This window comes from Bacillus sp. FSL R5-0603, assembly GCF_038050295.1.
In the GTDB taxonomy this organism is placed as follows: Bacteria; Bacillota; Bacilli; order Bacillales; family Bacillaceae; genus Bacillus; species Bacillus subtilis.
Genome location: NZ_JBBOYP010000001.1, coordinates 1,888,447 through 1,912,935 on the forward strand (window position 1 = coordinate 1,888,447; position 24,489 = coordinate 1,912,935).

A 24,489-nucleotide genomic window follows, 5' to 3' on the forward strand; every position below is an offset into this window, starting at 1 on the left:
AGTTAAAGATCTTTCACAAGATCTTCGATGCTAGATAATGCAGACAACGTTAATTCCTTATTGCTGAAATCGCTCAGTGTTTTTTCGCGTGCTTTTTTCTGCGAACAATGCTCAATCGTCTCGATAAGATGCCTGTGAAAACGATCCATAAAGCACTCAATTGAGTGTTTGCTGAACACCTGGGTGTATACCGCTTTTACTTGAAGCCGTCCGTCCGTAATGAGAGCGTTGATGTCCAGCTCATACTCTCGTTCTCTCTCACCCGCTATTTCGTAACGGGGCTGGTAATATGATAATTGAAACGTTCCAGCTTCCTTCTCTTCGCTAAATTGACCGAGATAATTAAAGCTGACCTCAGGCTCTTTATGCCGCAGTTCTCCTATGTGTGTTAACAATCCGTATCCAGTTCCTTTGTTCGGTACTCTTCTCAGCATATCTTTTGTCGTCTTAATTCGGTATGCGAGCTGATCCTCGAAAGGCTCGGGAATACCCATGTCTAGCAGAATAGGATAAATGGAAGTAAACCATCCAACTGTCCTTGAAATATAAATGTTTGGCACATGCCCTTCTCTACCGTGTCCCTCAGTGCATATCACGATTTGGTCATGCCCAGTCCATTCAGAAAGCGCCATTCCTAAAGCCGTAAGCAAAAGTTCGTTGGCATCAGTGCCATAGGCTTGCTGGGTTTCAAACAGCAATTTTTCAGTCCAGTCCCCAGATAGTACAAACGCTGCTGCGTCGCTGTTCATTTGGAGTCTGTCCGGCACATTTTCTATGTCCTTAGGAAGAAAAGCAGTGTGAGCGTCTAAAATCGTTTGCCAATACGTTTTCTCTGAAAGCAATTGTTTACTTTCAGCTATTTGGGTAAGACCATCGGCGTAGGATAAATAAGAATCCGTTTTTGGCGGTAATTGGATTTCTTTCTTTTCTAAAGCCTGTTGATATGCTGCAGCTAAATCTTCAAGCAGAATTCTCCAAGAAACGCCATCTATCACAAGATGATGAAGTGCAATCAGCAAATGATCCCCTTCTGCCGTTTTAAACAAACCTGCTTGCAGCAAAGGCCCTTTTTCTACATTCATTTTGCTTTGAATGACGGTTTCCTCAGCGGCAAGTTTTTCATCAAGATGAGCCCTTTCTAGCGATGCTTTTGTCCAATCTGAAATATAAAGGCCAAACAGTTCATGATCCTTGTGATTGATTCCGCGATTAAACTGAATGACATGTCCGTTTTGGTCACGTTGGAAAATCATGCGAATGGCATCATGATGCTCGGTTATTTTACGCAGCGCTAGATGAAGCGCGTTAGCATTGAATCCTTTTTCACTGAAAAGCATGACGGACTGGTTGTAATGATAGTGAAAAGCATGTACCTGTCCGAAAAATCTTCGCTGAATCGGGGTGAGTTCAGCTTCACCTTCCGCAGGTCCCTGGTCCGCTTGAGATGCCAATGGTGTGATATGTCCGCATAGTTCCTGAATCGTTGAATAACGGAATAAGTCGCGTATTGTCATGCTCCAGCCTTCAGCTGCCAGACGTGCTGCCACTTGTAATGCTTTAATTGAGTCTCCGCCAAGCTCAAAAAAGGAATCGTGAATACCGACTCGTGACATGCTCAGTACATCTTCCCATATATACGCCATCGTTTTTTGTATGTCGTTAACTGGTGCGGTATATGGACGCGACAACACATTATTTGGAGCCGGCAAGGCATTTCTGTCCAGCTTTCCGTTTAGGGTCAGCGGCATGTTTTCTAAAGGAATCAGATGTGCAGGAATCATATATGCTGGCAGCTCCTTTGTTAAAGCAGCACGGAGAGCATTCGTATTGACATCTGAAGGCACAATATATGCTGCCAAACCAGCCTGTCCATTCTTATCATGCTGAACGGCAACAGCAGCTTCTCTAACAAGCCCCGTTTGAAGCAGAACACTTTCAATTTCTTCTGTTTCAATTCTGTATCCATTTATCTTCACTTGATAATCCATTCGGCCAAGAAGCCGGATCGTTCCGTTTGGAAGCCAGCATGCTCGATCACCGGTTCTGTACAGCCTTTCTCCAGAGACAAATGGATTTTCTGTAAATTTCATTTGCGTTAAGTCAGGTTTATGATGATAGCCTTTCGCAACACCTGCCCCGCCGATGCACAGCTCGCCGGCAACACCGATTGGCTGAATTTGATCAGTCTGGCTGAGTACGTACATGTGTACATTCGGCAGCGGGCTGCCGATTGGTACGTTATCTCCCGTACACTCTCCACCCATACTGGTTTCATAGAAACTCGAATCAATGGTTGCCTCTGTGACACCATAGCTATTAATGATGCGCATGCTTTGGCCAAAGCGATCTGTCAATGTTTTGAAATCTTGAGCTTTCACCATGTCGGAACCAAGAATCAGTATGTCTAAGTCAGAAAGCTTGAACTGGTTACGGTATACATACTCCATCACCGGGATAATGAGAGCCGGTGTCGACTCCATCACCGTGATTCTCTGAGAGTTCATGATTTTATATATTTCAGCAGGTTCCAGCCGTGTTTCATCTGGGCAAACGATTAGCGTCCCGCCGTTGGTCAATGTTCTCGCCAAATCTCCTGAGAAGACATCGAATGAAAAGCTCGCGATTTGAAGCAGTCTGACAGGCTTCCGATCCAGTTCATAAATTTGACGCCAAGCCAGAGCAGCATGAGTAAAGTTCTGATAGGTGACAATAACACCTTTAGGCGCACCCGTCGTTCCTGACGTATAAATGATATATACCGGCTCTTCAGGAGCAGGAGATAAGTTAAGGTTGCAGTTACTTTCTTCATAAGTGCTTTCATCGTCAAGGCAGATATGAGACATCTCAGATTCAGGCAAGTTTGAAATCAAATGCTTCAATTCCTGCTGTGAAAGTAGAATATCTGCTCCGCTATCACGAAGAATATATTCAATACGGGCTTTTGGATAATGTGAATCGATTGGGATATACACTCCGCCAGCTTTCATCACTGCCAGCACTCCAACAATTGCATCAATGGACCGCTTGGCTAAAACAGCCACAGTTGGCTTCGGTCCTTTTCTGTTTTGCAATGTTCGTGCCAGACAATTGGCTCTTTCATTTAGAAGGCGATAGCTAATCTCTGTTTCGTTATCAATAACAGCTATATGTTCTGGAATTTCTTCAGCTTTCGCTTCAAATATGCGATGAAAAGGAACATCTTTTTGAGCAAATTCAACCTGAGTTTTGTTAAATCCAAAGACTATTTTTTGTTTTTCTTTATCACTAAGTATGTTTATTTGTGCAAGGCTTGTTTCAGGAGTTGAAAGTGCCTCATGCAGAAATTCGATAAAATGATCAGCCCACCGTTCAATCGTAGCTTTTAGGAATACTTCTGTACTAAATTCCATTTCGCAGCAAATAGATCCACTTATTTCCGTAGCTATTAATGTGATATCAAATAAAGAAATGTGATGTGCGAAATTGGCAGGCCGGACTTTTATTTCTCTCAGATCTATGTCCTGTTTTTCCACATTTTGAAGGATAAACATCGCATCAAACACTGGGTTCCGGCTCATATCTCGTGTCAATTCAAGCTTATCGACAAGCTCTTCGAACGGGTAATCTTGGTGCTCAAAGGCTTCCAATGCTGTCTCACGCACTTCCTGCAAATACTGTACAAACGGCTTCCCGCCCTCCGGGCGCGTCCGAAGCGCCAGCGTGTTCACAAACATGCCGAGTATCGGCTCAAGATCCTTGTGCGGCCGGCCGGCAATTGGCGAGCCGACGATGATATCTTCCTGTCCGCTTAAGCGTGACAAGAACGCGGTGTAAGCCGCAAGGAGCACCATGTACAGTGTGCTTCCGTTTTCTCGTGCCAGCTTGTGAAGGCCTGATGTAACCTCTGGTTCCAGCGTAAATGAGACCTTGTCACCCGCGAAGCTTCGCACCGGCGGGCGGGCATGATCAGCCGGAAGATCCAGCACAGGCAGCTCGCCCTCGAGCTGCTTCAGCCAGTACGCCTCTTGCGTTTTGTACGCGTCCCCTGTTTTAAATCCTTCTTGCCATACGGCGTAGTCTTTATATTGAATACGCAGTGCCGGAAGATTCCGATTATTGTACAGCTCGCCGAATTCCCGAATCAGAATGTTGACGGAAACACCGTCTGAAATGATGTGATGCATATCAACCAGCAACAGGTGCCGCTTATCTGATACCTTTACGATTTGGGCACGGAACAGCGGCGCTTGGCTGAGATCAAACGGTTTGATAAATGCGGCTGCGGCCTCCTCTTCGGTTCGTGCGCCGAGAACTGTAGTCTGTAACGTAAACGGCACCTCGTCATGGATGCGCTGCACCGGATCGCCTCCTGCGTCCTGTTCGAAGGAGGTTCGAAGCGACTCGTGGCGCTTGATCAGCTCTTTGAAAGCTCTGTCCATCCTTTCAGGGTTGAGCTTCCCTTCGAGCTCTAACACAGCCGGCATATTGTAGCCTGTCCCTCCGTCCTCCAGCTGCTGAAGGACATAAATCCGCTTTTGGGCAGAGGAAACCGGATAGGTTTCCTGTTTTTCAGCGGGCTTAATTGCTTCATATGGACTGTCCGTTCCTTCACGGATAACGGTAGCCAGTCCTTCTACCGTCGGATGGGCAAACACATCTTTTAGCGGCACCTGTACACCGAATTCTTTGGCGATCCGTGAGACAAGCGCCGTTGCTTTTAAGGAATGTCCCCCGCGGTCAAAAAAGTTGTCGTGAATCCCGACAGGGCCATTTTTCAGCACGTCCTCCCATAGCTGAGAAAGCTTCATCTCAGTCACGTTTCTCGGCGCCGTGTAGGTCTCCGCATCTGCCGCTCCGCCAGGAGCTGGCAGGGCGTTTCGGTCGAGCTTTCCGCTTGGCGTAACAGGCCACTGTTCCATCTCTATCATATAGGCTGGGACCATGTAGCCCGGCAACAGTCTCTCAAGCTGTGCCCGCACTTCGTTTCTTTGGAGCCCTTCTACATAAGCGCATAATTCCGGCTCGCCGCTGTCTGTCCGTACGGTAACGGCCGCCTCCCTTACGCCTTCTATGCTTCTTAGTGCCGCTTCAATCTCTCCCGGCTCAATCCGGTAGCCGCGGATTTTCACCTGATCATCCGTACGCCCGAGGAATTCAATATTCCCGTCAGGGAGCCAGCGCGCCACATCCCCTGTTTTGTACATGCGTTCACCCGGGTAAAACGGGTCCTCAAGAAAACGCTCCTCCGTTAATGCCGGCCGATTCAAATAACCTCTGGCAACACCCGCTCCGGCAATGTATAGTTCGCCGGCGACACCAGAAGGCTGTACGGCTAAATGCGGATCTAAAACATACAAACGCGCACCGGGTACGGGCTTTCCAATCGGGATCCGCAAGCGGTCCCTGTCCCGCTCTGGGTCCAACACATAAAATGCCGCGTCTACCGTGGCTTCTGTCGGCCCGTAACCATGGATTAATGATACCTGCGGCAATACAGAAGCAAAACGGGCTGCTGTACGGGGCGCAAGCGGTTCACCTCCGGCGAATACACGCTTCAGGCTTGTCCTGTCACTCAGCCTTTCGATTTCCGCTTGATCGAGAAAGCTGTTCAGCATAGCCGGAATAAAATGAGCCGTTGTCACGTTTTCCTGATGAATGGCTTTTACGATCAATGCGGAGTCTTTTTCCCAGCCGGGCGGAAGCAGATACGCCGAAGCACCGGAAAGAGCCCACCAAAACAGCTGCCACACAGACGCATCAAAGGAAAAAGAGGTTTTCACCATGACAATGTCATCTTCTGAAAGCGGAAACTGGTACTGCATGCCGGTCAGAAAAGAAACAGCCTGGCGGTGCTCAACAGCTACCCCTTTTGGCTGCCCGGTGGACCCCGACGTATAAATGACATAGGCGAGAGATCCGTCGCTAACAGAAGCAGACACATAACGTTTTACTTCTTCATGCTCAAGAGATGTCATGTCCACTTCAAGCGTTTCGCCAGAAAAGTTCGGTGCGGAGCATCCCGGCTGTGTCAGCAAGAGCGATGCCCCGCTGTCTAACAGCATGTAGCTCAGCCGCTCCTTTGGATACGCAGGATCAAGCGGCAAATACGCCCCTCCGGCCTTCAATACAGCAAGGACAGCGATCAGCATGTCAGGTGAGCGTTCAGACAGGACACCGACGATACTTTCGTTTGTGACGCCGCGTGCCGCAAGGTGCGCAGCCAGCCGGCTGGCGTACATATCAAGCTCAGCGTATGTCAGCGAACCGCCTGAAAAGCGAATGGCCAGCCGCTCTGGTGTGAAAGCTGCCTGTCGCTCAAACAGCCCATGCAGGGTGAAAGCTTTAGGCGAAACAGCTTCCGTCTTGTTAAACTCATACAACAATTTTTGCTTTTCTCTTGTATTCGTCATATCTAATTCTCTTATAAAGCTGTGCGGATGTTGAAGGGCGTTTTCCAGTATGGTAAGCAGATGAGATTGTATTCGTTTAATATCCTCAAGAGAAAACAAGGTATTTTGATAGTCGAAATTTAATTGAATGGTTCCATTGTCTATCCGTTCTTGTATTTGAACTGAAAGCTCGTTCGCGGTGTATCCGCTGAAATAAAGCGCTGTTTCATAGTCAAAATCATCTGCATTATGCCACTGAAGTGGCTGATACTGCATAGATATACCGATAAGGTTGTGTAAATCCTTCTGTTCATTTCTTAATTCATTTACAAGCAAATTATAAGGAAACCGTTGATGACGCATAACAGAAAGCTGTTCCCTGCCTATTGTGCGGACAAAGGAAAGAAAATCTGTGTCAGGATCAACCGTTATTCTGATTGGAAGGGAACTAACGAACATGCCGAGCATTTCTTTTTCAGCCTTTGACCCTCTGTTGCCATAGTAGGTGCCAATGGCAAGATCTTTTTTAGAAGTGATTCGGCTGATGCATATGTAAAATGAAGCCATAAATAAGGAAATGATATTGATCTTGTGTTCTTCGCAGAAGATTCGAATCGTTTGCTCTAGATCAGGTGAAAGAATGATGGTGTCTCTGGATGCAGATGTGCTCTGTTTTTGTAAGGACGTCTGGTCGGCTAACGAGTGGTATTCCAACGGGTGCTCAAAGGTTTGTGTCCAAAATAAACGGTCCTTTGCAAACCGCGGAGATTGTAGATATTGACTCTCTTTTTCGATGTAGCTCAAGTAAGAAGGTTCCGGCTGATCAGGTAAAGGATCTTTCTTTTTCATTTTTTGATAAAGATCTATAATTTGATTTCCCATCACGTTTAAAGAGATTCCATCCATTATGATATGATGGAATTTCGCAAATAGCCAAACTTCATGAGAGTCAATTCTAAGGAGGTAAAATTGATAAAGAGGCGAGTTGAACAGTTTAAATGGAATGCTCGCTTGATCCTGAATCCATTGCTCTATTTCTATCATTTCAACATTTGAAAAATCAATTATTCTAAGTGGATAATATTTATATTCAGTAAGGTGCAATCGCGGCTCAAGCTCTTCTCCTTCTAACAGCTGAAATCTAATGGCGTCGTTGCGGGAGATGGAATGATTCAGCGCTCCCTCCAGAGTATCAAGCTTAATATTGCCTTTGAATTTCACAGAGGCTGTGAGATTGCAAATGCTGGTATCTGGCTCCAGCAGTTCGGTAAACCACACCCTCCTTTGGGCATGGGTTAAAGAATAAGTATGTTCGCTCAACGGATTCCCTCCAGTTCTCATAATAAGAGGATAAGAAAAAGTAGACAAAAGCAGAAAAATGTCAATAAAAGAAATTATATGACTATATAATCCATATATGCACTATATTAACGGATATTTTTTAAAGTACAATAAAAAACATTAAATTTTTATAACATTTTTTTGAATATAGTATTATTTCTTTATTTTTCGTTTCTTTTTTTATCAAATTTCCGGATATAAAGTGATAAAAGTATTGTTTTACATAAGGTCTTATACACTACTTTTTAATCGAACTAATTTTCTTTTGTGCATCATTCTTCTAATTATTGGAAGGTTCGACAAAGCGTTATTACAGACATAAAAAAACCTGTTTTCTCTTGGAAAACAGGTCTGCCGCTATTATTGATTTGCCAAAATGACAGCGATTTGATCCTCAATATCTTTTCCATCCTCTTCATCAATCAATCCATTTAGAAGAATAGAGAAAACAAGTTTTTTTCCGCTCTTTGTTTCTGCGTACCCCGATAGAGAGCTTACCGTACTGAGCGATCCGGTTTTTGCTCTTACTTTTCCTTGTGCAGGAGTGTCTTTCATACGGTTTCTCAGCGTTCCGCCCACCATTCTGTCAGGATTGCCCGCAACAGGTAAAGAATTTAGATAAGCCGAGAACCAACTCTGATCCTGAATGTCATATAACAGCTGTGAAAGTTGATCTGAGGATACAGCATCAATATGTGAGATTCCTGAGCCGTCCCTTAAGACGAGTGATTTAGTATCAACACCAAATTCCGGAAGCGTACTGTTTAACACTTCGAGCCCCTTTTCCCAGCTCCCTTCTCCTTTTTTCACTTTCCCCATCTCTTTTACGAGCACTTCGGCATGTCCGTTATTACTTAATTTCATGAACGGCACAAAAAGTTTCGATAAAGGCATTGAGCGATGAGAGAGCAGCACATCTGAAGAACTAGGTGCTTCACCCGTCTTGATGTTCCCTTTCACAGTAATTCCTTGTTTTTTTAGTGACTGCTTAAATAAATCTAAGGCATATCCGGCAGGCTCCCAGACAGAAATCCATTCCTTTGTCTTGTTTGCGTCAACCGGTACGCTCCCTTCAATTGTAATCGTGTTTGTTCCATGCTCTCTTTCGATTGTGAGGTCTTTCTCTGAACCGGCAGCAGTCGTTTCAGCACCGTTCTTTATCGTTATATAATCGGTTTTCGGAGAGACAGACACGGCAGGCTCTTCCCCTTCTTTTTGATTTGGGGTGACCTCAACAATCACAGTGCCTGCATCATAGTCTTCGTTTGGAGACGCTGTTAGAGCGGAGATTGGCGCGCCATAATATGTGTATTCATCGCTCCAAGGCATATCAGGTGATAATCGCATGTCATCATGCCACGTATCATCACCGATCAGATTGCCTTTAATTACTTTTACGCCGGAATGTTTCAATTTCTCAGCCATTTTGTCAAAATCAGATGGTAAAAGTGTCGGATCGCCTTTCCCTTTCAAATAAAGGTTACCATTCAGCTTTTTCCCTTTCAGTGTTCCATCCGTCCGGACTTCGGTTGTAAAAGAATAGTTCTCGCCAAGGACAGAAAGTGCCGCGGCCGCTGTCAAAAGCTTTAGAGAAGAGGCAGGCCTCATTCGGGTGTCTCCTGAATGTTCATATAGAACAGCACCTGTTTCCGCAGAGCGAACGGTGATGCCGGCCATTGCGCCTTCGAGGGCAGGATGATCAGCTAAAATCTTATCGATCTGCTCGGAAAGTGCATCTTGTTTTTCAGCGGCAAGCGCAGCCTGATGCATATAAGGCACCGAAGCAACGACGAAAAGCAGTAAAACAGCAACATAAAGCTTTATGCTTTTTTTCATTAATTTCCCCGCCTCTCTGCGCTTCATCATTGGCTATTGATGATTCAGTTCAATGGTGATACTGCTTTTAGCTGTCGTTTCTTCTCCCGGCTCCAGCACTTGTAAACCAGTGAGTGACGAAGGTAAATCAAGATTCACGGCGTTTGTCACCCATGTGTAGGGCTCAGGGCATAAATACCCTTGTTTTCCGTCCGCATTGTATACAACCCAATGGTTAAACTGTGCATCTGCCTTATAAATAATGCTGATATGTGCATGCTGATGATAAATGACTGCCTGATTTTCTCCGCCTCTCTTCTGATAAGAAGATAAAAAGACATCATCCAGCTGCTTGTGGCGCAAATCCATTCCTTCATGCAAAGCTTCTTTATACGGGACATCCATCAGTTTCCCAGTCGGCAGCAGGCGTTCATCCAACTCCCATTGCTGATCTGCTGTCAGGGAGAATAACGAGCTTTCTGCCGGAAACACAAATGTAGTATGATAGCCAATTCCCCAAGGAAACGCTTCCTTTCCTTTGTTCATGACCGTCGCATGTTTAAATAGGGTATTCCCCTTGATCGTGTATGTCATCCGAACGACGGCATGATGAGGAAATTGCTTCTGCACATGGGGAAGCTCAGAAAGATCAATTTCTGTTTCAACAATCACTTCTTCATCAGTTTGCTTCGTGGTCACGACATTCCACTTTTCATGGTAAAGAAACCCGTGAAGATGGTTGTGTTTATCCTTCTCGTTGATATCAAAATGATACGTTCTGCCCCGGAAACTGAATGTACCATCACTTATGCGGTTAGGCGGAAACAGGATTGGAATGCCATACAATGTTGGTGTGTCGTGAAATCTTTCTGCTGTTTCCGGTTCACGCAAAAGCTGGACTTTTGTTTTTTTGTCCACGAGAGAAATGACGTTGCTCCCCCACTCAGGGACAACAATCATTTCTAGATGTTCGTTGCCCGCTTTGATGGCCGGCGTTCCCAAATACGTGATTTTCTCAATAAAGTTTGCCATGTTTACTCAACCTCTCCTTGATTCATTGCTAGTATAAGAATTCAATGTACTGTACCATATTTCCTCCATTTTATATTTTCCCTTATCAAATAAAAAAACACCGTTCAAACTTATGAACGGTGTGATTCGGAGGCTATTGGATGAGACGTGTGATTTGTTTCTTTTTCCAGACGAATTGATAATACCCATAAATCAACAGCAAGCTGACGGCAAACGCAGCTGGATAACCAACCCAGACGCCGAGTATTTCAAGCTTTGTATAGTGAGAAAGGACGAAAGCAACAGGCACCTCTACTCCCCAGATTGCAAAAATACTGATGACGGTCGGCCATAAAACCGTTCCGCTTGCCCGCATCGTTGCAGAAATAATTTGGGCATTTCCAAACAGCAAATAGCTCCACAATGTAATCATCAAAAGACGGTGCGCAATGTAAAGCGTCTCTTGCTCGGTTAAAAATAACGATAAAATCTGATGTGAAAAAACATAGATCAAAATGATCAGTACGCCGCCAATGATATAATTCAGCCAAATCCCCACGCGAATGACCTGCTTTAAGCGGTCAAACTCGTTCGCTCCGATCGATTGCGCAGCGAAAATAGAAACCGCAATACCAAGGCTGACGGCCGGCATCTGTACATAGCTGGCCACCTGGTTGACCACTCCGTATGCAGCTGTTGCATTAGAGCCGTAATGATTGACGAATGAAATAACCGCTATCTCTGATAATGAGACAAGAATCATATTGATGCTTGCTGGGACCCCAAGACGCAGCAGGAGAACCAGCAGTTCCTTATCCATTTTCAAATAACGACGCACTGTTTTATCAAATTGCAGCGGGTGTTTTCGCTTTCGTAAATACACCATTAACACGAGAAAAGTCGCAATCGTGGAAATGACAGTTGCATATGCCGAGCCGTATATGCCCAGTTTCGGAAAACCAAACATGCCAAGGATTAAAACAGGCAAAAGCGCGATGTTGATGACCGTGCTCACAATCAGCGTATAAAACGGTGTCTTGGAATCTCCTGTTCCGCGCAAAAAGGTAGTATATGCAAAATATAAAAACATAAACGGCATAGCATAAAATAAAATACGTGCATAGTTAGCGCTGACATGAATGACATTTTCAGGCGTGCCCATTAAACGAAGGATATCCAGGGTGAAAATACTGCCGATGACGGCTAACACAACGCCTAATAAAAATGTAAACGTGAGCGTCGTCCCGACAACAGCCTTTAGCCGTTCCTCATTTTTCGCTCCGTAAGCTTGTCCGATCAGAATCGAACTTCCTGAACCGATCCCAATCGTAAATGAGATTAAAAGAAAAAATAACGGGAAAAAGGATGATACAGCTGCCACTGCATCAACTCCGAGCCATCTGCCTACAGCCATCATCCCGACTAGCTGGCCGACTGATTGCAGCACATTGCTCAGCAGAAGCGGCACCAAAAAGAGTGACATCGACCGCCAAACTGATGGTTTGCTTTTCTTTTGAGTTACAAGAGGTTCTTGTGATGTTTCCATATTAAAGGACTCCTTTATTTGAAATCGTTTTTAAACATGCCCTCATTTTTTGACAAAAACAGGATATGTAACATGTTATTATTCATCACTGCACATATGAAACCCTTCCCGATTCTTCTAATTTTACACATCTTTTTAGCTTATGAAGAATAAACTAGCAAGTAATGGCGTAATTTTTGTGAGTAAAAGAATAAAAAATAATTTATGCAAAAGTATTGTAATCTACCCGTAATTATTGTAACATTTGTAACATAAGAGAAAGAGATTTTGAAGGAGAGAGCGATAATGAAAAAATGTCTTCTATTTCTAACAACCATTGCACTTATTCTGTCATTAAGCACAAATGCATTTGCGAAAAATACATCAGGCGATTTATCACAAAAACAAGCATTACAGTTGGCATTATCCGCTAGAGAACATTTTTGGAACACCATGAGCGGCCACAATCCGAAGGTGAAAAAAGCAGTTTGCCCATCAGGCACATTCGAGTATCAAAATCTTCAATATGTATACATGTGCAGTGATCTAGGCACTAAAGCAAAAGCAGTGAATTACTTAACTCCTATTTTTACAAAAACAGCAATCGAAAAAGGCTTTAAAGATTATCATTTCACTGTTTCAAAAGGAAAACTTGCTGTTCCAATCGGTGACGGAGACAATCTTTTGAATTGGAAAAAATCAACTGCTAAACTGATCTCTAAAAAAGGCAGCACAATCACATACGAATTTACCGTCCCTACATTAGACGGATCCCCTTCTGCAAAACGGAAAGTGACATTTGTGAAAGAAAACAAAAAATGGAAAGTCAATCAATTTGACGCAGTTATATAAGAAAAACGCCCGGTATAAGCGGGCGTTTTTTATTTGGTCTGCATAAAGAAAGACAACGGGTGAAAAGTGCCTGTTGTCTTTTTGTGAATATAACGCTCTAGGAGAGATTCGAACTCCCGACCTGCAGTTTAGGAAACTGCTGCACTATCCGCTGTGCTACTAGAGCTTTTGGTATTTATATAGTAGCTCTGATGATCAATATTTTCAAGCGATTTGTATTAAAGCCCTCCAAAAACCTTATACGCGGCTCTTGTTGTATCTTCATCAATACCAATATACCGCATTGTAATTGATGGTGATGAATGATTCAGTATGCTCTGCAGCTCGGCGATGTCTTTCGTTCGCTGATAAAAATGATAGCCAAACGTTTTCCGGAGTGTATGCGTCCCTATCTCCTCAAGTCCGCACGCCGCAGCGGCCTCTCTTAAAATTCTGTAGGCCTGAATGCGGGAAATCGGCTTCCTGGTCCGCACTGATTTAAAAAGATATTCGTTTTCCTTCATATCTTTTGTATACTCGTATATTTCCTGTTTCAGCGATTCTAAAATAAGAATCTTTCTTTTCTTTTTCGTTTTGCTTTCAGTCGCCCATAAATGATCTTTATTTTGAACGTCCTTCACTTGCAGCGGCAGAATATCAGAAATGCGGAGCGCGCTGTTGATGCCGAAAATAAACAGAAAATAATCCCGCTTGTTTTTGTTAAGCAAATACTGTTTGACTTCTTGGATTTTCTCTAGACTGCGAATCGGCTGTACAATATGCATCAAAAAACTCCTTAAAAACCGTTATGTAACGTTTTGAGGTCTATGTTACTATTATAGCTGAAAAACGTTGAATGTCAAAGTGCGGCGGCGTTTATGTAACATAATATACATAGTGTTACATAAGCTTTTTAAAAAGCTTCTTAAAACCTTCACCCTATAAAATAAGCTTTAAAGCCTCTTATAAAGCTTTTAACCTCTTGGATACTTATCACCCTACTAATCATCAAAAATCCTCTTAAAACAAAATCTGACGCTCCTAATTTTCTGGAGCTTCCGCAAAAAACATACAAAAAAAGACACAATTTCAAATTGTGTCCTAATCCTCATCCTTTACATCAATATCTTCCGGGATTGGTTCATTTAATATTTCCTGCACAAGTGCTTTGTAATTCTCCAGCTGTTCGAGATGCGTTTTGAACTGCTCCTTATAAATCAAAAATTGCTCCCCGTCATGAACGGCTCTGATTTTCCCTTCGAGCACCAAGCTTTTAATATAATCCTCTGAAAGATTTGTATATTCTGCTGTTTCTTCAATCGTTAAATACATATAGCAGTCCCTTCTTAATCCGTATGCTGATTCTAATATAGCACATGGCTCATATCAATATAATCAATTTTGCACAGAAAAACGGCTTTATGTACTATATAATATACCATTTGTCACTTGTGAAAACGCTGTAATTTTTTTACGCTAAGATTGTAACAATACAGCTTCATATAGGAGGGAGAACATGAAAAGAACGTGGAACGTCTGTTTAACAGCTCTGCTTAGTGTTCTGTTAGTCGCTGGAAGTGTCCCTTTTCACGCGGAAGCTAAAAAACCGCCCAAAAGCTACGATGAGTACAAACAAGTAGATGTTGGAAAAGACGGCATGGTTGCGACCGCACATCCTCTTGCTTCTGAAATCGGTGCTGATGTGCTGAAAAAAGGAGGAAATGCTATTGACGCAGCGGTTGCCATTCAATTTGCACTCAATGTAACAGAGCCGATGATGTCAGGCATTGGCGGCGGCGGTTTTATGATGGTGTATGACGGAAAAACGAAGGATACAACGATAATCGACAGCCGTGAGCGTGCTCCAGCAGGCGCAACTCCTGATATGTTTCTGGACGAAAACGGCAAAGCAATTCCTTTCTCTGAACGTGTAACAAAAGGTACTGCCGTTGGTGTTCCAGGCACGCTGAAAGGGCTGGAAGAAGCCTTGGATAAATGGGGAACCCGTTCGATGAAGCAATTAATAACCCCTTCTATTAAACTCGCTGAAAAAGGCTTTCCGATTGATTCGGTGTTGGCAGATGCCATTTCTGATTATCAGGAAAAACTTTCACGGACTGCCGCAAAAGATGTATTTTTGCCAAATGGCGAACCGCTTAAAGAAGGAGATACCCTTATTCAAAAGGATTTGGCTAAAACATTTAAGCTTATTCGCTCCAAAGGCACTGACGCTTTTTATAAAGGAAAATTCGCCAAGACGCTTTCTGACACTGTCCAGGATTTCGGCGGATCAATGACGGAAAAAGATTTAGAAAATTACGACATTACAATTGATGAACCGATTTGGGGAGACTATCAAGGCTATCAAATCGCTACTACTCCTCCTCCAAGCTCCGGCGGTATTTTCTTATTGCAAATGCTGAAAATCCTTGATGATTTTAACCTTTCACAATACGATGTCCGCTCATGGGAAAAATATCAGCTGCTTGCTGAAACGATGCATTTGTCATATGCCGACCGTGCGTCTTACGCAGGTGATCCCGAATTTGTAAATGTTCCTCTCAAAGGCCTGCTTCATCCCGATTATATTAAAGAACGCCAGCAATTAATCAACCTAGATCAAGTGAATAAAAAACCGAAAGCCGGTGACCCTTGGAAATACCAAGAAGGATCAGCAAACTATAAACAAGTTGAACAGCCGAAAGACAAAGTAGAAGGCCAAACAACCCACTTTACAGTTGCTGATCGATGGGGAAATGTTGTTTCTTACACAACAACAATCGAACAGCTATTCGGAACGGGTATTATGGTCCCTGATTACGGTGTTATTTTAAACAATGAATTAACGGATTTTGATGCGATACCAGGCGGAGCTAACGAAGTACAGCCAAACAAACGGCCTTTAAGCAGCATGACCCCGACGATTTTATTTAAGGATGACAAGCCTGTCCTCACTGTTGGATCTCCTGGCGGGGCCACAATTATTTCATCCGTTTTGCAAACCATTCTCTACCACATTGAATATGGTATGGAATTAAAAGCAGCTGTTGAAGAGCCGAGAATTTACACAAACAGTATGAGCTCTTACCGTTACGAAGATGGAGTTCCTAAAGATGTCCTCAGCAAGCTAAACGGCATGGGCCACAAATTTGGCACAAGTCCGGTGGAAATCGGAAACGTACAAAGCATATCGATCGACCATGAAAACGGCACCTTTAAAGGCGTAGCTGATTCAAGCAGAAATGGCGCAGCGATCGGCATTAATTTAAAACGCAAATAAAAAGAAAAAACTGTACTCGCTTCAAACGAGTACAGTTTTTTTATACACATCTTTAAAATAAAAACTGACAAACGTCTTTATTCTGCTAATGCACGTCTATCTTCATCTTTTCATTTCGTTTATCTCATCAAGAAATGTCTGAAACGCACTCGTAATAAAAAAGTCTTTCCTGTATATAAAGACGATCTCTAAGTCTTGATATGCTGGTGGCAATTGATGAATCCATACATTTGTACGATGCTCGGAGCAGTCAACAGAGGACTTTGGGAGCAGCGCCGTACCCATCCCGGCGGAAACACCTTTTATAATAGCCTCCAATGTGCCAAACTCTATGATTTTTTGATTGTGTATGCCTGCTTCCTCTAGTAATCTTTTGACCCTGTCACGATGAGAACAGCCAGCCCCAAAAAAGAGCATCGGCTGCTGAAGCATGTCTTCTGCCGTCCCTTCTCGTGATGAAATCAAAACTAATTCATCATGGGAGACATGGAGTTGTCTAACTGCAGCGTGCTCAACCGGCCCAAATACAAAAGCGCCATCAACTTTATGATCAAGAACCTGTTGAATCAAATGATGCGTATCAGCTGTGTTCACTGATAAATCCACTTCAGGAAAACGCCTGAGGAAGGATGCTGCATGCTCAGGCAGATGCGTTACCGCCGTCGTTTCCAGTGATCCGATCCGCAAAGGCCCTTTTGGTTGCCTGCTCATTCGGGTCGATTTTTCAGCTTGGTCTAACAGCGATAATACTTGATCTGCATATTGTAAAAGATTTTCTCCTGCAGCAGTCAGCTTCATCCCCCGATTCGTTCGATGAAAAAGCCTGATATTCAAATCTTCCTCAAGCTTATGCACTCTGGCTGTCACATTCGACTGAACATAATTCAGCATTTGGGCTGCTTTCGTTATGCTTCCTTCGCGGGCAACAGCCTGAAAAATCTTTAAATCTCCGCTTTCCACGCGCTCTCACCTGCTTGCTATGATGAAAAGTGATATTGGCTATCATATTTGTTCATTTTACTCGAAGAAAACCGCTATGTAAAATATGTAAAGATATGAAAATACAATTCAATGAGGAGGCAGACAGCATGAAAGCTGTAATTCACAACGGAAAAGCCGGTCTTCTGGGGTTATCAGTTCAGGACGTTCCATCAACAAAGCCTGGATACGGAGAGGTAAAGGTTAAATTAAAATCTGCAGGCCTGAATCATCGTGACTTGTTTCTTATGAAAAACAAATCTGAACAAGATCCTCACATGATACTGGGTTCTGACGGCGCGGGTATCATCGAAGAGATTGGTGAAGGCGTGAAAAATGTTGCTGTTCAGACAGAAGTAGTCATTTTCCCGACATTGAACTGGGATTTGACAGAAAATGTTCCACCTGTACCTGAGATTCTGGGAGGTCCTTCGGACGGAACACTTGCTGAATATGTGATCATTCCTTCACAAAATGCAATCAAAAAACCTGCTTATTTATCTTGGGAAGAAGCGGGCGTTTTACCTTTATCCGCTTTAACTGCATATCGGGCTCTGTTTACAAAGGGGCAATTAAAAAAAGGCGAGCATCTATTGATACCCGGCATCGGCAGCGGTGTGGCAACCTACGCTTTATTGATGGCTAAGGCGATTGGGGCAACAGTAAGCGTGACCTCCCGCAGTGAGGAGAAAAGAAAAAAGGCGCTGAAATTAGGTGCTGATTACGCATTTGACAGCTACAGCAATTGGGATGAGCAGTTGCAGGGAAAAAAGGCGGATGTTGTTCTTGACAGCATAGGACCTGCCCTCTTTTCGGAATACTTCCGCCATGTAAAATCAAATGGCCGCATTGTCAGCTTTGGGGCAAGCTCAGGGGATAATCTCAGTTTTCCGGTGCGTTCTCTATTCTTTCCTCAGGTCAATGTTTTGGGAACCTCGATGGGAAGCGGTGAGGAATTTCAAGCTATGCTCGCTTTCATTGACAAACATAAGCTTCGGCCTGTAATTGACCGGATATATCCTTTAGAAAAAGCATGTGAAGCATATAAAAGAATGCAGGAAGGCAGACAGTTTGGAAACATCGGGATCGTAATGGAATAAAAAAAGAAACCGGCTGGCAGCCAGACCGGTTTCTCTTATATGATAATCCCCTTTATTTACGGAAGAACTGAACTCCCCATCAAATATCGATCCACTTCACGCGCCACTTCACGGCCTTCATTAATTGCCCATACGATTAAGCTTTGGCCTCTTCTTGCATCCCCTGCGGCGAATACACCATCGATATTTGTTTGATAATCCCCATATGCTGCACTGATTTTGTTATTTACAGAATCAACACCAAACTGTTTCAACAGCGGCTGTTCTGTGCCTTCAAAGCCGATAGCGATAAAGACAAGCTGAGCAGGCCATACTTTTTCCGTTCCAGGCAGCTCGCGGAACTCGTATTTTCCATGCTCATTTTTCACTTTTTCCATTTGGATGGTATGAAGCTCTTTCAGCTTTCCGTTTTTATCCGCAACCATTTTTGTCGTTTGAATGGAGTATTCTCTCGGATCTCTTCCGAATTTTGCTTCTGCTTCCTCGTATGCATATTCAAGCGTAAAGACGTGTGGCTGTTCAGGCCACATATTGTCATTCGTGCGGGCTGGCGGAAGTTTCGGGTGTTTGCCGAATTGGTGCACGCTTTTGGCTTTTTGACGCAGAGCAGTAGCCACACAGTCAGCTCCTGTATCTCCGCCTCCGATTACGATGACATCTTTCCCTTTGGCATCAATGAATTGCTTGTCTTTAAAATTAGAATCTAAATAGCTTTTTGTTGCAAGTGTCAGGTAGTCCATCGCGTAATGGACTCCTTTTGAGTCGCGTCCTTCAATTAAGAGGTCCCGCTGTTTTTGAGCGCCTGTGCATAGGATCACAGCATCAAATTGCTCCTTTAGCTCATCAGCTGTAATGTCAACACCGATTTCTGTGTTCGTGACAAAATCAATTCCTTCTTGCGTCAGCAATTTAATTCGGCGTTCTACAATGCCCTTCTCAAGCTTCATGTTTGGAATGCCGTATGTTAAAAGGCCGCCCGCTCTGTCTGCTCGTTCAAAAACAGTGACGGAATGTCCCGCTTGATTCAGCTGGTCAGCACTCGCCAGTCCGGCTGGGCCTGACCCGACGATGGCCACTTTTTTGCCTGTTCGTTTTTTAGGAATTCTAGGTTGAATCCAGCCGTTCTCAAATCCTTTGTCGATAATGGTTCGCTCGATATTTTTAATTGAAACGGCCGGGTCTGAAATCGCTAAAGTGCATGATCCTTCACAAGGAGCGGGACATACCCGCCCTGTGAATTCTGGAAAGTTGTTTGTTTTCAACAGACGTTCCAATGCTTCCTTCCATCTGCCCCGGTAGACAAGATCATTCCATTCAGGAATTAAGTTGTAAATCGGACAGCCGGATGTAAATCCGTTAATGTCCGCACCGATCTGGCAAAACGGTGTACCGCAATCCATACACCGCGCCCCTTGCCGTTTCGATGCTTCTTCTGAAAAAGGAGCAGAATATTCTTTCCAATCCTTTAAGCGAGTGAGAGGGTCCCGCTCCGCAGGTTTTTCTCGTTTGATCTCCATAAATCCAGTTGGTTTCCCCATGTTCCTCTCCCCTTCCTTACTGTACTACCGCTTGTTTTTGTCCCGATGCTGCTGTATTCTGCTTTGGCTTCGTGTTGGCCTCAAAAGCGAACATGATGGCTTCTTCATCTGATAAACCTGCAGCTTTTTGCTCTTCGATGCTTGCGAGCATTTGTTTATAGTTTTTCGGAATGACTTTGACGAATTTTTTCACACTGTCTTCCCATTGATCTAGCAGATCTTCTGCTTTTTGGCTGTTTGTATACGCAGTATGTCTTTCAAGCATTGCTTTGATTTGCTGGATTTCTTTCTCATCCTCTAATGATTCAAATAAAATCATCTCAAGGTTGCATTTGCGTTTAAACGCTTTGACATCTTCGGTCAGTACATAAGCGATTCCGCCGGACATACCTGCCGCAAAGTTTTTGCCTACATCACCGAGAACGACAACGCTGCCGCCAGTCATGTATTCACAGCCGTGGTCGCCGATGCCTTCTACAACTACGTTCACACCGCTGTTTCGAACGGCAAAGCGTTCACCAGCACGCCCGTTAATATATGCTTCTCCGCTTGTCGCACCGTAAAAAGCCACGTTGCCGATAATGACATTGTCATCCGAAGCAGAGTTGAATCCTTCTGGTGACTTGACGATGATTTTTCCGCCAGAAAGCCCTTTTCCGACGTAATCATTTGAGTCTCCGTCTAAATAAAGCGTCATCCCTTTAGGAACGAAAGCTCCAAAGCTTTGGCCGGCTGATCCGGTAAAGTGCAGCTTGATTGTATCTTCAGGAAGCCCTTCTTCTCCGTAACGCTTTGAGATTTCACTGCCGGTTATCGTTCCGGCTACACGGTTTGTATTGTTGATTTCGATAGAAACTTCCGCTTCTTTTCCAGACTCGATGGCTTCTTGTACGGCCGGGAGAATCGCTGTAATATCAAGTGATTGATCAATTTTATGATTTTGCGGCGATTGGAACGTCCGCACCCCTTCAGGCTGATAAAGAAGGGTAGACAAATCAAGCTGGCTTGCTTTCCAGTGCTCCTTTGCCCGTTCACTTACATGAAGTACATCAGTGCGGCCGATCATTTCATCAAATGTCCTGAAGCCTAACGCAGCCATGTACTCACGAACCTCTTCGGCAATGAACAGCATATAGTTCACAATATGGTCAGGATCTCCCATGAACTTTTTGCGAAGCTCTGGATTTTGTGTCGCTACACCGACAGGGCATGTATCCAAATGGCAGGCACGCATCATGACACAGCCGAGTACAACTAACGGAGCCGTTGCGAAACCAAATTCTTCGGCGCCGAGCAAGGCAGCCATCACAACGTCGCGGCCCGTCATGAGCTTTCCGTCTGTTTCTAATACAACACGGTCACGAAGTCCGTTCAGCATTAATGTTTGATGTGCTTCTGCAAGGCCAAGCTCCCACGGAAGCCCTGTATGTTTAATACTGGTTTTCGGAGAAGCGCCTGTACCTCCGTCATAGCCGCTGATCACAATGACATCTGCAGTCGCTTTGGCAACACCTGCAGCAATTGTTCCTACACCTGCTTTTGACACCAGCTTTACGCTGATTCTTGCGTCACGGTTGGCATTTTTCAAATCGTGGATCAGCTGGGCTAAATCCTCAATCGAATAAATGTCATGGTGTGGCGGAGGTGAGATTAATCCGACACCTGGCGTTGAACCGCGGACATCGGCAACCCATGGATATACCTTGTTGCCAGGAAGCTGCCCGCCTTCACCCGGCTTAGCACCTTGAGCCATTTTAATCTGCAGCTCATCAGCATTGACGAGGTAATGGCTTTTGACACCAAACCGTCCGGATGCAATTTGTTTGATCGCACTTCTTCTATCATCGCCGTTCTCATCTGGAACAAAGCGTTTGGGATCTTCTCCGCCTTCACCGCTGTTGCTTTTTCCTCCAAGGCGGTTCATTGCGATTGCTAAAGCTTCATGCGCTTCCTTACTCAAGGACCCGAATGACATCGCACCCGTTTTAAAACGTTTGACAATCGATTCAGCGGATTCAACCTCCTCCAACTTCAAAGGCTTGCGGTTTCCGTCAAATGCGAACAAGTTCCGCAAAAATCCGATGCGTTCTTCATCAGCTGCTTTTGTATACTGTTTAAACAGATTGTAATCATTTCTGCGGCACGCCCATTGCAAAGTATGAATCGTTTTCGGATTAAACGCGTGATGCTCTCCGCCATTTCTCCATTGGAAGTCACTTCCCGGTTCAAGCGTTTTGCTGTAATCATCCTGATACGCTTCCCGGTGGCGGCGCTGTGCCTCTTCTGCAATTGTTTGTAAATCGATGCCGCCTAGCTGTGATGCAGTACCTGTGAAATAGCGGTCGATCACATCGCGGCTGATTCCTACCGCTTCAAAGATTTGGGCGCCTCTGTAGCTTTGCACAGTTGAAATTCCCATCTTGGACATCACTTTTACGACGCCCTCAGTAATGCTTTTTCCATATTTGCTGACCGCTTCTTCATAGCTGATATCCAAACGGCCTTCATCAATTTCCTGCTTGTAGGTCGCATAAGCGAGATAAGGGTTAATCGCATCTGCGCCATAACCGATTAACGCTGCAAAGTGATGCACTTCACGTGCTTCTCCCGATTCCACAATAATGCTGACTTTCGTACGCAGCCCTTTGCGGATTAAATGCTGGTGCAGCGCGCTTACTGCCAGAAGCGGCGGAATTGGTGTCAGTCGTTCGTTCATCTTTTTGTCTGATAAAATTAACAGGCTCACACCTTGGTTGATGGCTTTCTCTGCCTGTGTGAACATGTCCTTTAATCCGCGTTCAAGATCCTCTGAAAACAGCACATCAATTTTTTGGCTTTTTAAATCAGGATGAACAATCGTTTTCAATGCGTAAAACTGTTCATTGGATAAAACAGGTGTATACAGTTTAATCCGGCGAACATTTCGTTCACTTGGATGAAGAAGATCGCCTTCCGCACCGAGCCAAGTCATCGTTGAAGTGACAAGCTGCTCACGAATCGCGTCGATTGGCGGGTTCGTTACTTGTGCAAACAGTTGCTTAAAGTAGTTAAACAGTGATTGCGCTCGGTCAGAAAGTACAGCAAGCGGAGCGTCATTCCCCATTGAACCAAGGGGATCTTTGCCTTCTTTAATAACAGGAATTAGATATTTTTGGATATCCTCATATGTGTATCCGAATGCCTTCTGGCGAGTAAGAAGATCACTAAATTGTTCTTCTTCTCTTGACTCCGGATCAGGATTCACTTGTACAAGCTCTTCTTCAAGCCATTTTTGGTACGGATACTCAGTTGCGATTTGTGTTTTGACTTCTTCATCGGAGATAATACGGCCTTCTTCCAGGTCGATTAAAAGCATTTTCCCAGGCTCAAGGCGGTTTTTATATAAAACGTCCTCCTGTTCAACTTCAATAACGCCTACTTCAGATGAGAAAATAATATAATCATCTTTTGTGACATAATAACGGGCCGGACGGAGACCATTCCGGTCAAGGATCGCCCCGATTTGTTTACCGTCAGTAAATGAAATGGCTGTCGGTCCGTCCCAAGGCTCCATCAGGGAGCTATGGTACTCGTAGAACGCCCTTTTTTCCTTGGACATATGCGTATTTTCCGTCCAAGGCTCTGGAATGAGCATCATTGCCGTATGTGCCGGTTTGCGTCCAGCCATCACAAAAAACTCAAATGCGTTATCCAAAATGGAAGAGTCACTGCCGTCAGCATTGAGAATCGGCAAAATCTTGTTTAAGTCCTCACCGAAGCTTTCAGAAACAAATTGCTGCTCACGTGCTCTCATCCAGTTGATATTTCCGCGAAGGGTGTTAATTTCACCGTTGTGAACCAAATAGCGGTTAGGATGCGCTCTTTCCCATGTAGGGAATGTGTTGGTACTGAAGCGTGAATGAACGAGCGCAAAAGCAGAAACGAATGCTTCGTCTTGCAGATCAGAATAAAATGCATCAACCTGTTCAGGTGTTAAAAGGCCTTTGTAAACAATGGTCTGGCTTGAAAGACTGGCAAAATAAAAATCAAGACCTTCCGTTACTCCCCAATTTTCAGCCTGTTTACGAATGACATACAATTTTCGTTCAAAAGATAAATTGTCCTTTAGATCAGAACTTGCGCCGATAAATACCTGACGGACAAACGGACAGCTTTTTTGCGCTACTGTTCCGATTTTTCCGACATTTACAGGTACAGTTCTCCATCCAAGAACGACTTGGCCTTCTTGTTCAATCAGTGCATTGATTTGCTTTTCAATTTTTTTTCTTTCATCTTCTTTCTGTGAGAAAAAGACCATTCCTACCCCGTAACGTTCTTTTTCTGGCAGATTGATGTCTTTGCACTCTTTTCTAAAGAAAGCATCAGGGATTTGAACCAGTAAGCCGGCTCCGTCTCCTGTATCCGGATCACTGCCTTGCCCTCCTCTATGGTCTAGCTGGCAAAGCATCTTAAGTCCTTGTTTGACAATGTCGTGAGTCTGCTTGCCCTTTAAGTGTGCATATAGGCCGATTCCGCATGCATCATGTTCAAATTCAGGACGGTAGAGACCTTGAGCTTTTGGCATTTGATTGTACGTCATAATTCCTCTCCCCCGATCAATTTCCGATAATACCGGTCATAAAATCTAACAACTCTATAATCATTGTAGGTTTTCAAAACGATATAAACAATATATAATTTAGATCAAAAGAATCTCAAAATG

12 protein-coding genes and 1 tRNA gene are annotated in these 24,489 nt (G+C 44.1%); 3 read left to right on the top strand and 10 right to left on the bottom strand.

Annotation, left to right across the window (positions count from 1 at the left end; translation table 11 throughout):
• Positions 1–2 precede the first annotated feature (2 nt).
• From ppsA to NYE56_RS09410, 4 genes are all read right to left on the bottom strand, one after another.
• Positions 3–7,688, bottom strand: coding sequence for a plipastatin non-ribosomal peptide synthetase PpsA (ppsA, locus tag NYE56_RS09395; RefSeq protein WP_341283770.1), 7,686 nt, complete (start codon positions 7,686–7,688; stop codon positions 3–5).
• Between the two features lie 381 nt (positions 7,689–8,069).
• Positions 8,070–9,545, bottom strand: coding sequence for a D-alanyl-D-alanine carboxypeptidase/D-alanyl-D-alanine endopeptidase (gene dacB, locus NYE56_RS09400; RefSeq protein ID WP_341283771.1), 1,476 nt, complete (start codon positions 9,543–9,545; stop codon positions 8,070–8,072).
• Between the two features lie 33 nt (positions 9,546–9,578).
• A complete protein-coding gene (galM, locus tag NYE56_RS09405; RefSeq protein WP_341283772.1) occupies positions 9,579–10,556 on the bottom strand; it encodes an aldose 1-epimerase in 978 nt (325 codons plus the stop codon).
• Between the two features lie 133 nt (positions 10,557–10,689).
• Positions 10,690–12,081 (bottom strand): MATE family efflux transporter, encoded by a 1,392-nt coding sequence (locus NYE56_RS09410; RefSeq protein WP_004399508.1) that lies wholly within the window; start codon positions 12,079–12,081, stop codon positions 10,690–10,692.
• Positions 12,082–12,366: 285 nt separating this feature from the next.
• On the opposite strand from NYE56_RS09410, the gene iseA reads away from it, so the two are divergent.
• Positions 12,367–12,912, top strand: a complete 546-nt coding sequence (gene iseA, locus NYE56_RS09415) for a DL-endopeptidase inhibitor IseA (protein ID WP_004399558.1) — start codon at positions 12,367–12,369, stop codon at positions 12,910–12,912.
• 93 nt (positions 12,913–13,005) lie between these two features.
• On the opposite strand, the gene NYE56_RS09420 is transcribed toward iseA, so the two are convergent.
• From NYE56_RS09420 to NYE56_RS09430, 3 genes are all read right to left on the bottom strand, one after another.
• Positions 13,006–13,078 (bottom strand) — tRNA-Arg (locus tag NYE56_RS09420).
• Positions 13,079–13,130: 52 nt separating this feature from the next.
• Positions 13,131–13,676 carry a site-specific integrase gene (locus NYE56_RS09425; protein ID WP_341283773.1) on the bottom strand — a complete coding sequence of 182 codons (546 nt, stop codon included), beginning with the start codon at positions 13,674–13,676 and terminating at the stop codon, positions 13,131–13,133.
• A 316-nt stretch (positions 13,677–13,992) separates the two neighbouring features.
• Positions 13,993–14,223: an excisionase family DNA-binding protein gene (locus NYE56_RS09430; RefSeq protein ID WP_003231472.1), complete on the bottom strand. Its 231-nt coding sequence runs from the start codon at positions 14,221–14,223 to the stop codon at positions 13,993–13,995.
• Positions 14,224–14,407: 184 nt separating this feature from the next.
• On the opposite strand from NYE56_RS09430, the gene ggt reads away from it, so the two are divergent.
• Positions 14,408–16,171: a gamma-glutamyltransferase gene (ggt, locus tag NYE56_RS09435; RefSeq protein WP_327829516.1), complete on the top strand. Its 1,764-nt coding sequence runs from the start codon at positions 14,408–14,410 to the stop codon at positions 16,169–16,171.
• A gap of 102 nt (positions 16,172–16,273) precedes the next feature.
• Here ggt and yofA read toward each other — a convergent pair whose 3' ends face one another.
• Positions 16,274–17,131: a LysR family transcriptional regulator YofA gene (gene yofA / locus NYE56_RS09440; RefSeq protein WP_335451734.1), complete on the bottom strand. Its 858-nt coding sequence runs from the start codon at positions 17,129–17,131 to the stop codon at positions 16,274–16,276.
• Between the two features lie 128 nt (positions 17,132–17,259).
• Between yofA and NYE56_RS09445 the strand changes: the two genes are divergently transcribed.
• Positions 17,260–18,249: a zinc-binding dehydrogenase gene (locus tag NYE56_RS09445; RefSeq protein ID WP_341283774.1), complete on the top strand. Its 990-nt coding sequence runs from the start codon at positions 17,260–17,262 to the stop codon at positions 18,247–18,249.
• A gap of 56 nt (positions 18,250–18,305) precedes the next feature.
• Here the strand turns inward: NYE56_RS09445 and gltD are convergent, their stop codons facing one another.
• Both gltD and gltB read right to left on the bottom strand, forming a co-directional pair.
• A complete protein-coding gene (gene gltD, locus NYE56_RS09450) occupies positions 18,306–19,787 on the bottom strand; it encodes a glutamate synthase small subunit (RefSeq protein WP_014476983.1) in 1,482 nt (493 codons plus the stop codon).
• 16 nt (positions 19,788–19,803) lie between these two features.
• Complete coding sequence (gene gltB / locus NYE56_RS09455) at positions 19,804–24,366, bottom strand: glutamate synthase large subunit (protein ID WP_341283775.1); 4,563 nt, start codon at positions 24,364–24,366, stop codon at positions 19,804–19,806.
• Positions 24,367–24,489: the final 123 nt, after the last annotated feature.

Coding starts and splice junctions, on each gene's coding strand:
- NYE56_RS09430 (WP_003231472.1), bottom strand. CDS start 14,223: ATGTATTTAACGATTGAAGAAACAGCAGAATATACAAATCTTTCAGAG.
- NYE56_RS09445 (WP_341283774.1), top strand. CDS start 17,260: ATGAAAGCTGTAATTCACAACGGAAAAGCCGGTCTTCTGGGGTTATCA.
- NYE56_RS09425 (WP_341283773.1), bottom strand. CDS start 13,676: ATGCATATTGTACAGCCGATTCGCAGTCTAGAGAAAATCCAAGAAGTC.
- NYE56_RS09410 (WP_004399508.1), bottom strand. CDS start 12,081: ATGGAAACATCACAAGAACCTCTTGTAACTCAAAAGAAAAGCAAACCA.
- galM (WP_341283772.1), bottom strand. CDS start 10,556: ATGGCAAACTTTATTGAGAAAATCACGTATTTGGGAACGCCGGCCATC.
- gltD (WP_014476983.1), bottom strand. CDS start 19,787: ATGGGGAAACCAACTGGATTTATGGAGATCAAACGAGAAAAACCTGCG.
- iseA (WP_004399558.1), top strand. CDS start 12,367: ATGAAAAAATGTCTTCTATTTCTAACAACCATTGCACTTATTCTGTCA.
- gltB (WP_341283775.1), bottom strand. CDS start 24,366: ATGACGTACAATCAAATGCCAAAAGCTCAAGGTCTCTACCGTCCTGAA.
- dacB (WP_341283771.1), bottom strand. CDS start 9,545: ATGAAAAAAAGCATAAAGCTTTATGTTGCTGTTTTACTGCTTTTCGTC.
- ggt (WP_327829516.1), top strand. CDS start 14,408: ATGAAAAGAACGTGGAACGTCTGTTTAACAGCTCTGCTTAGTGTTCTG.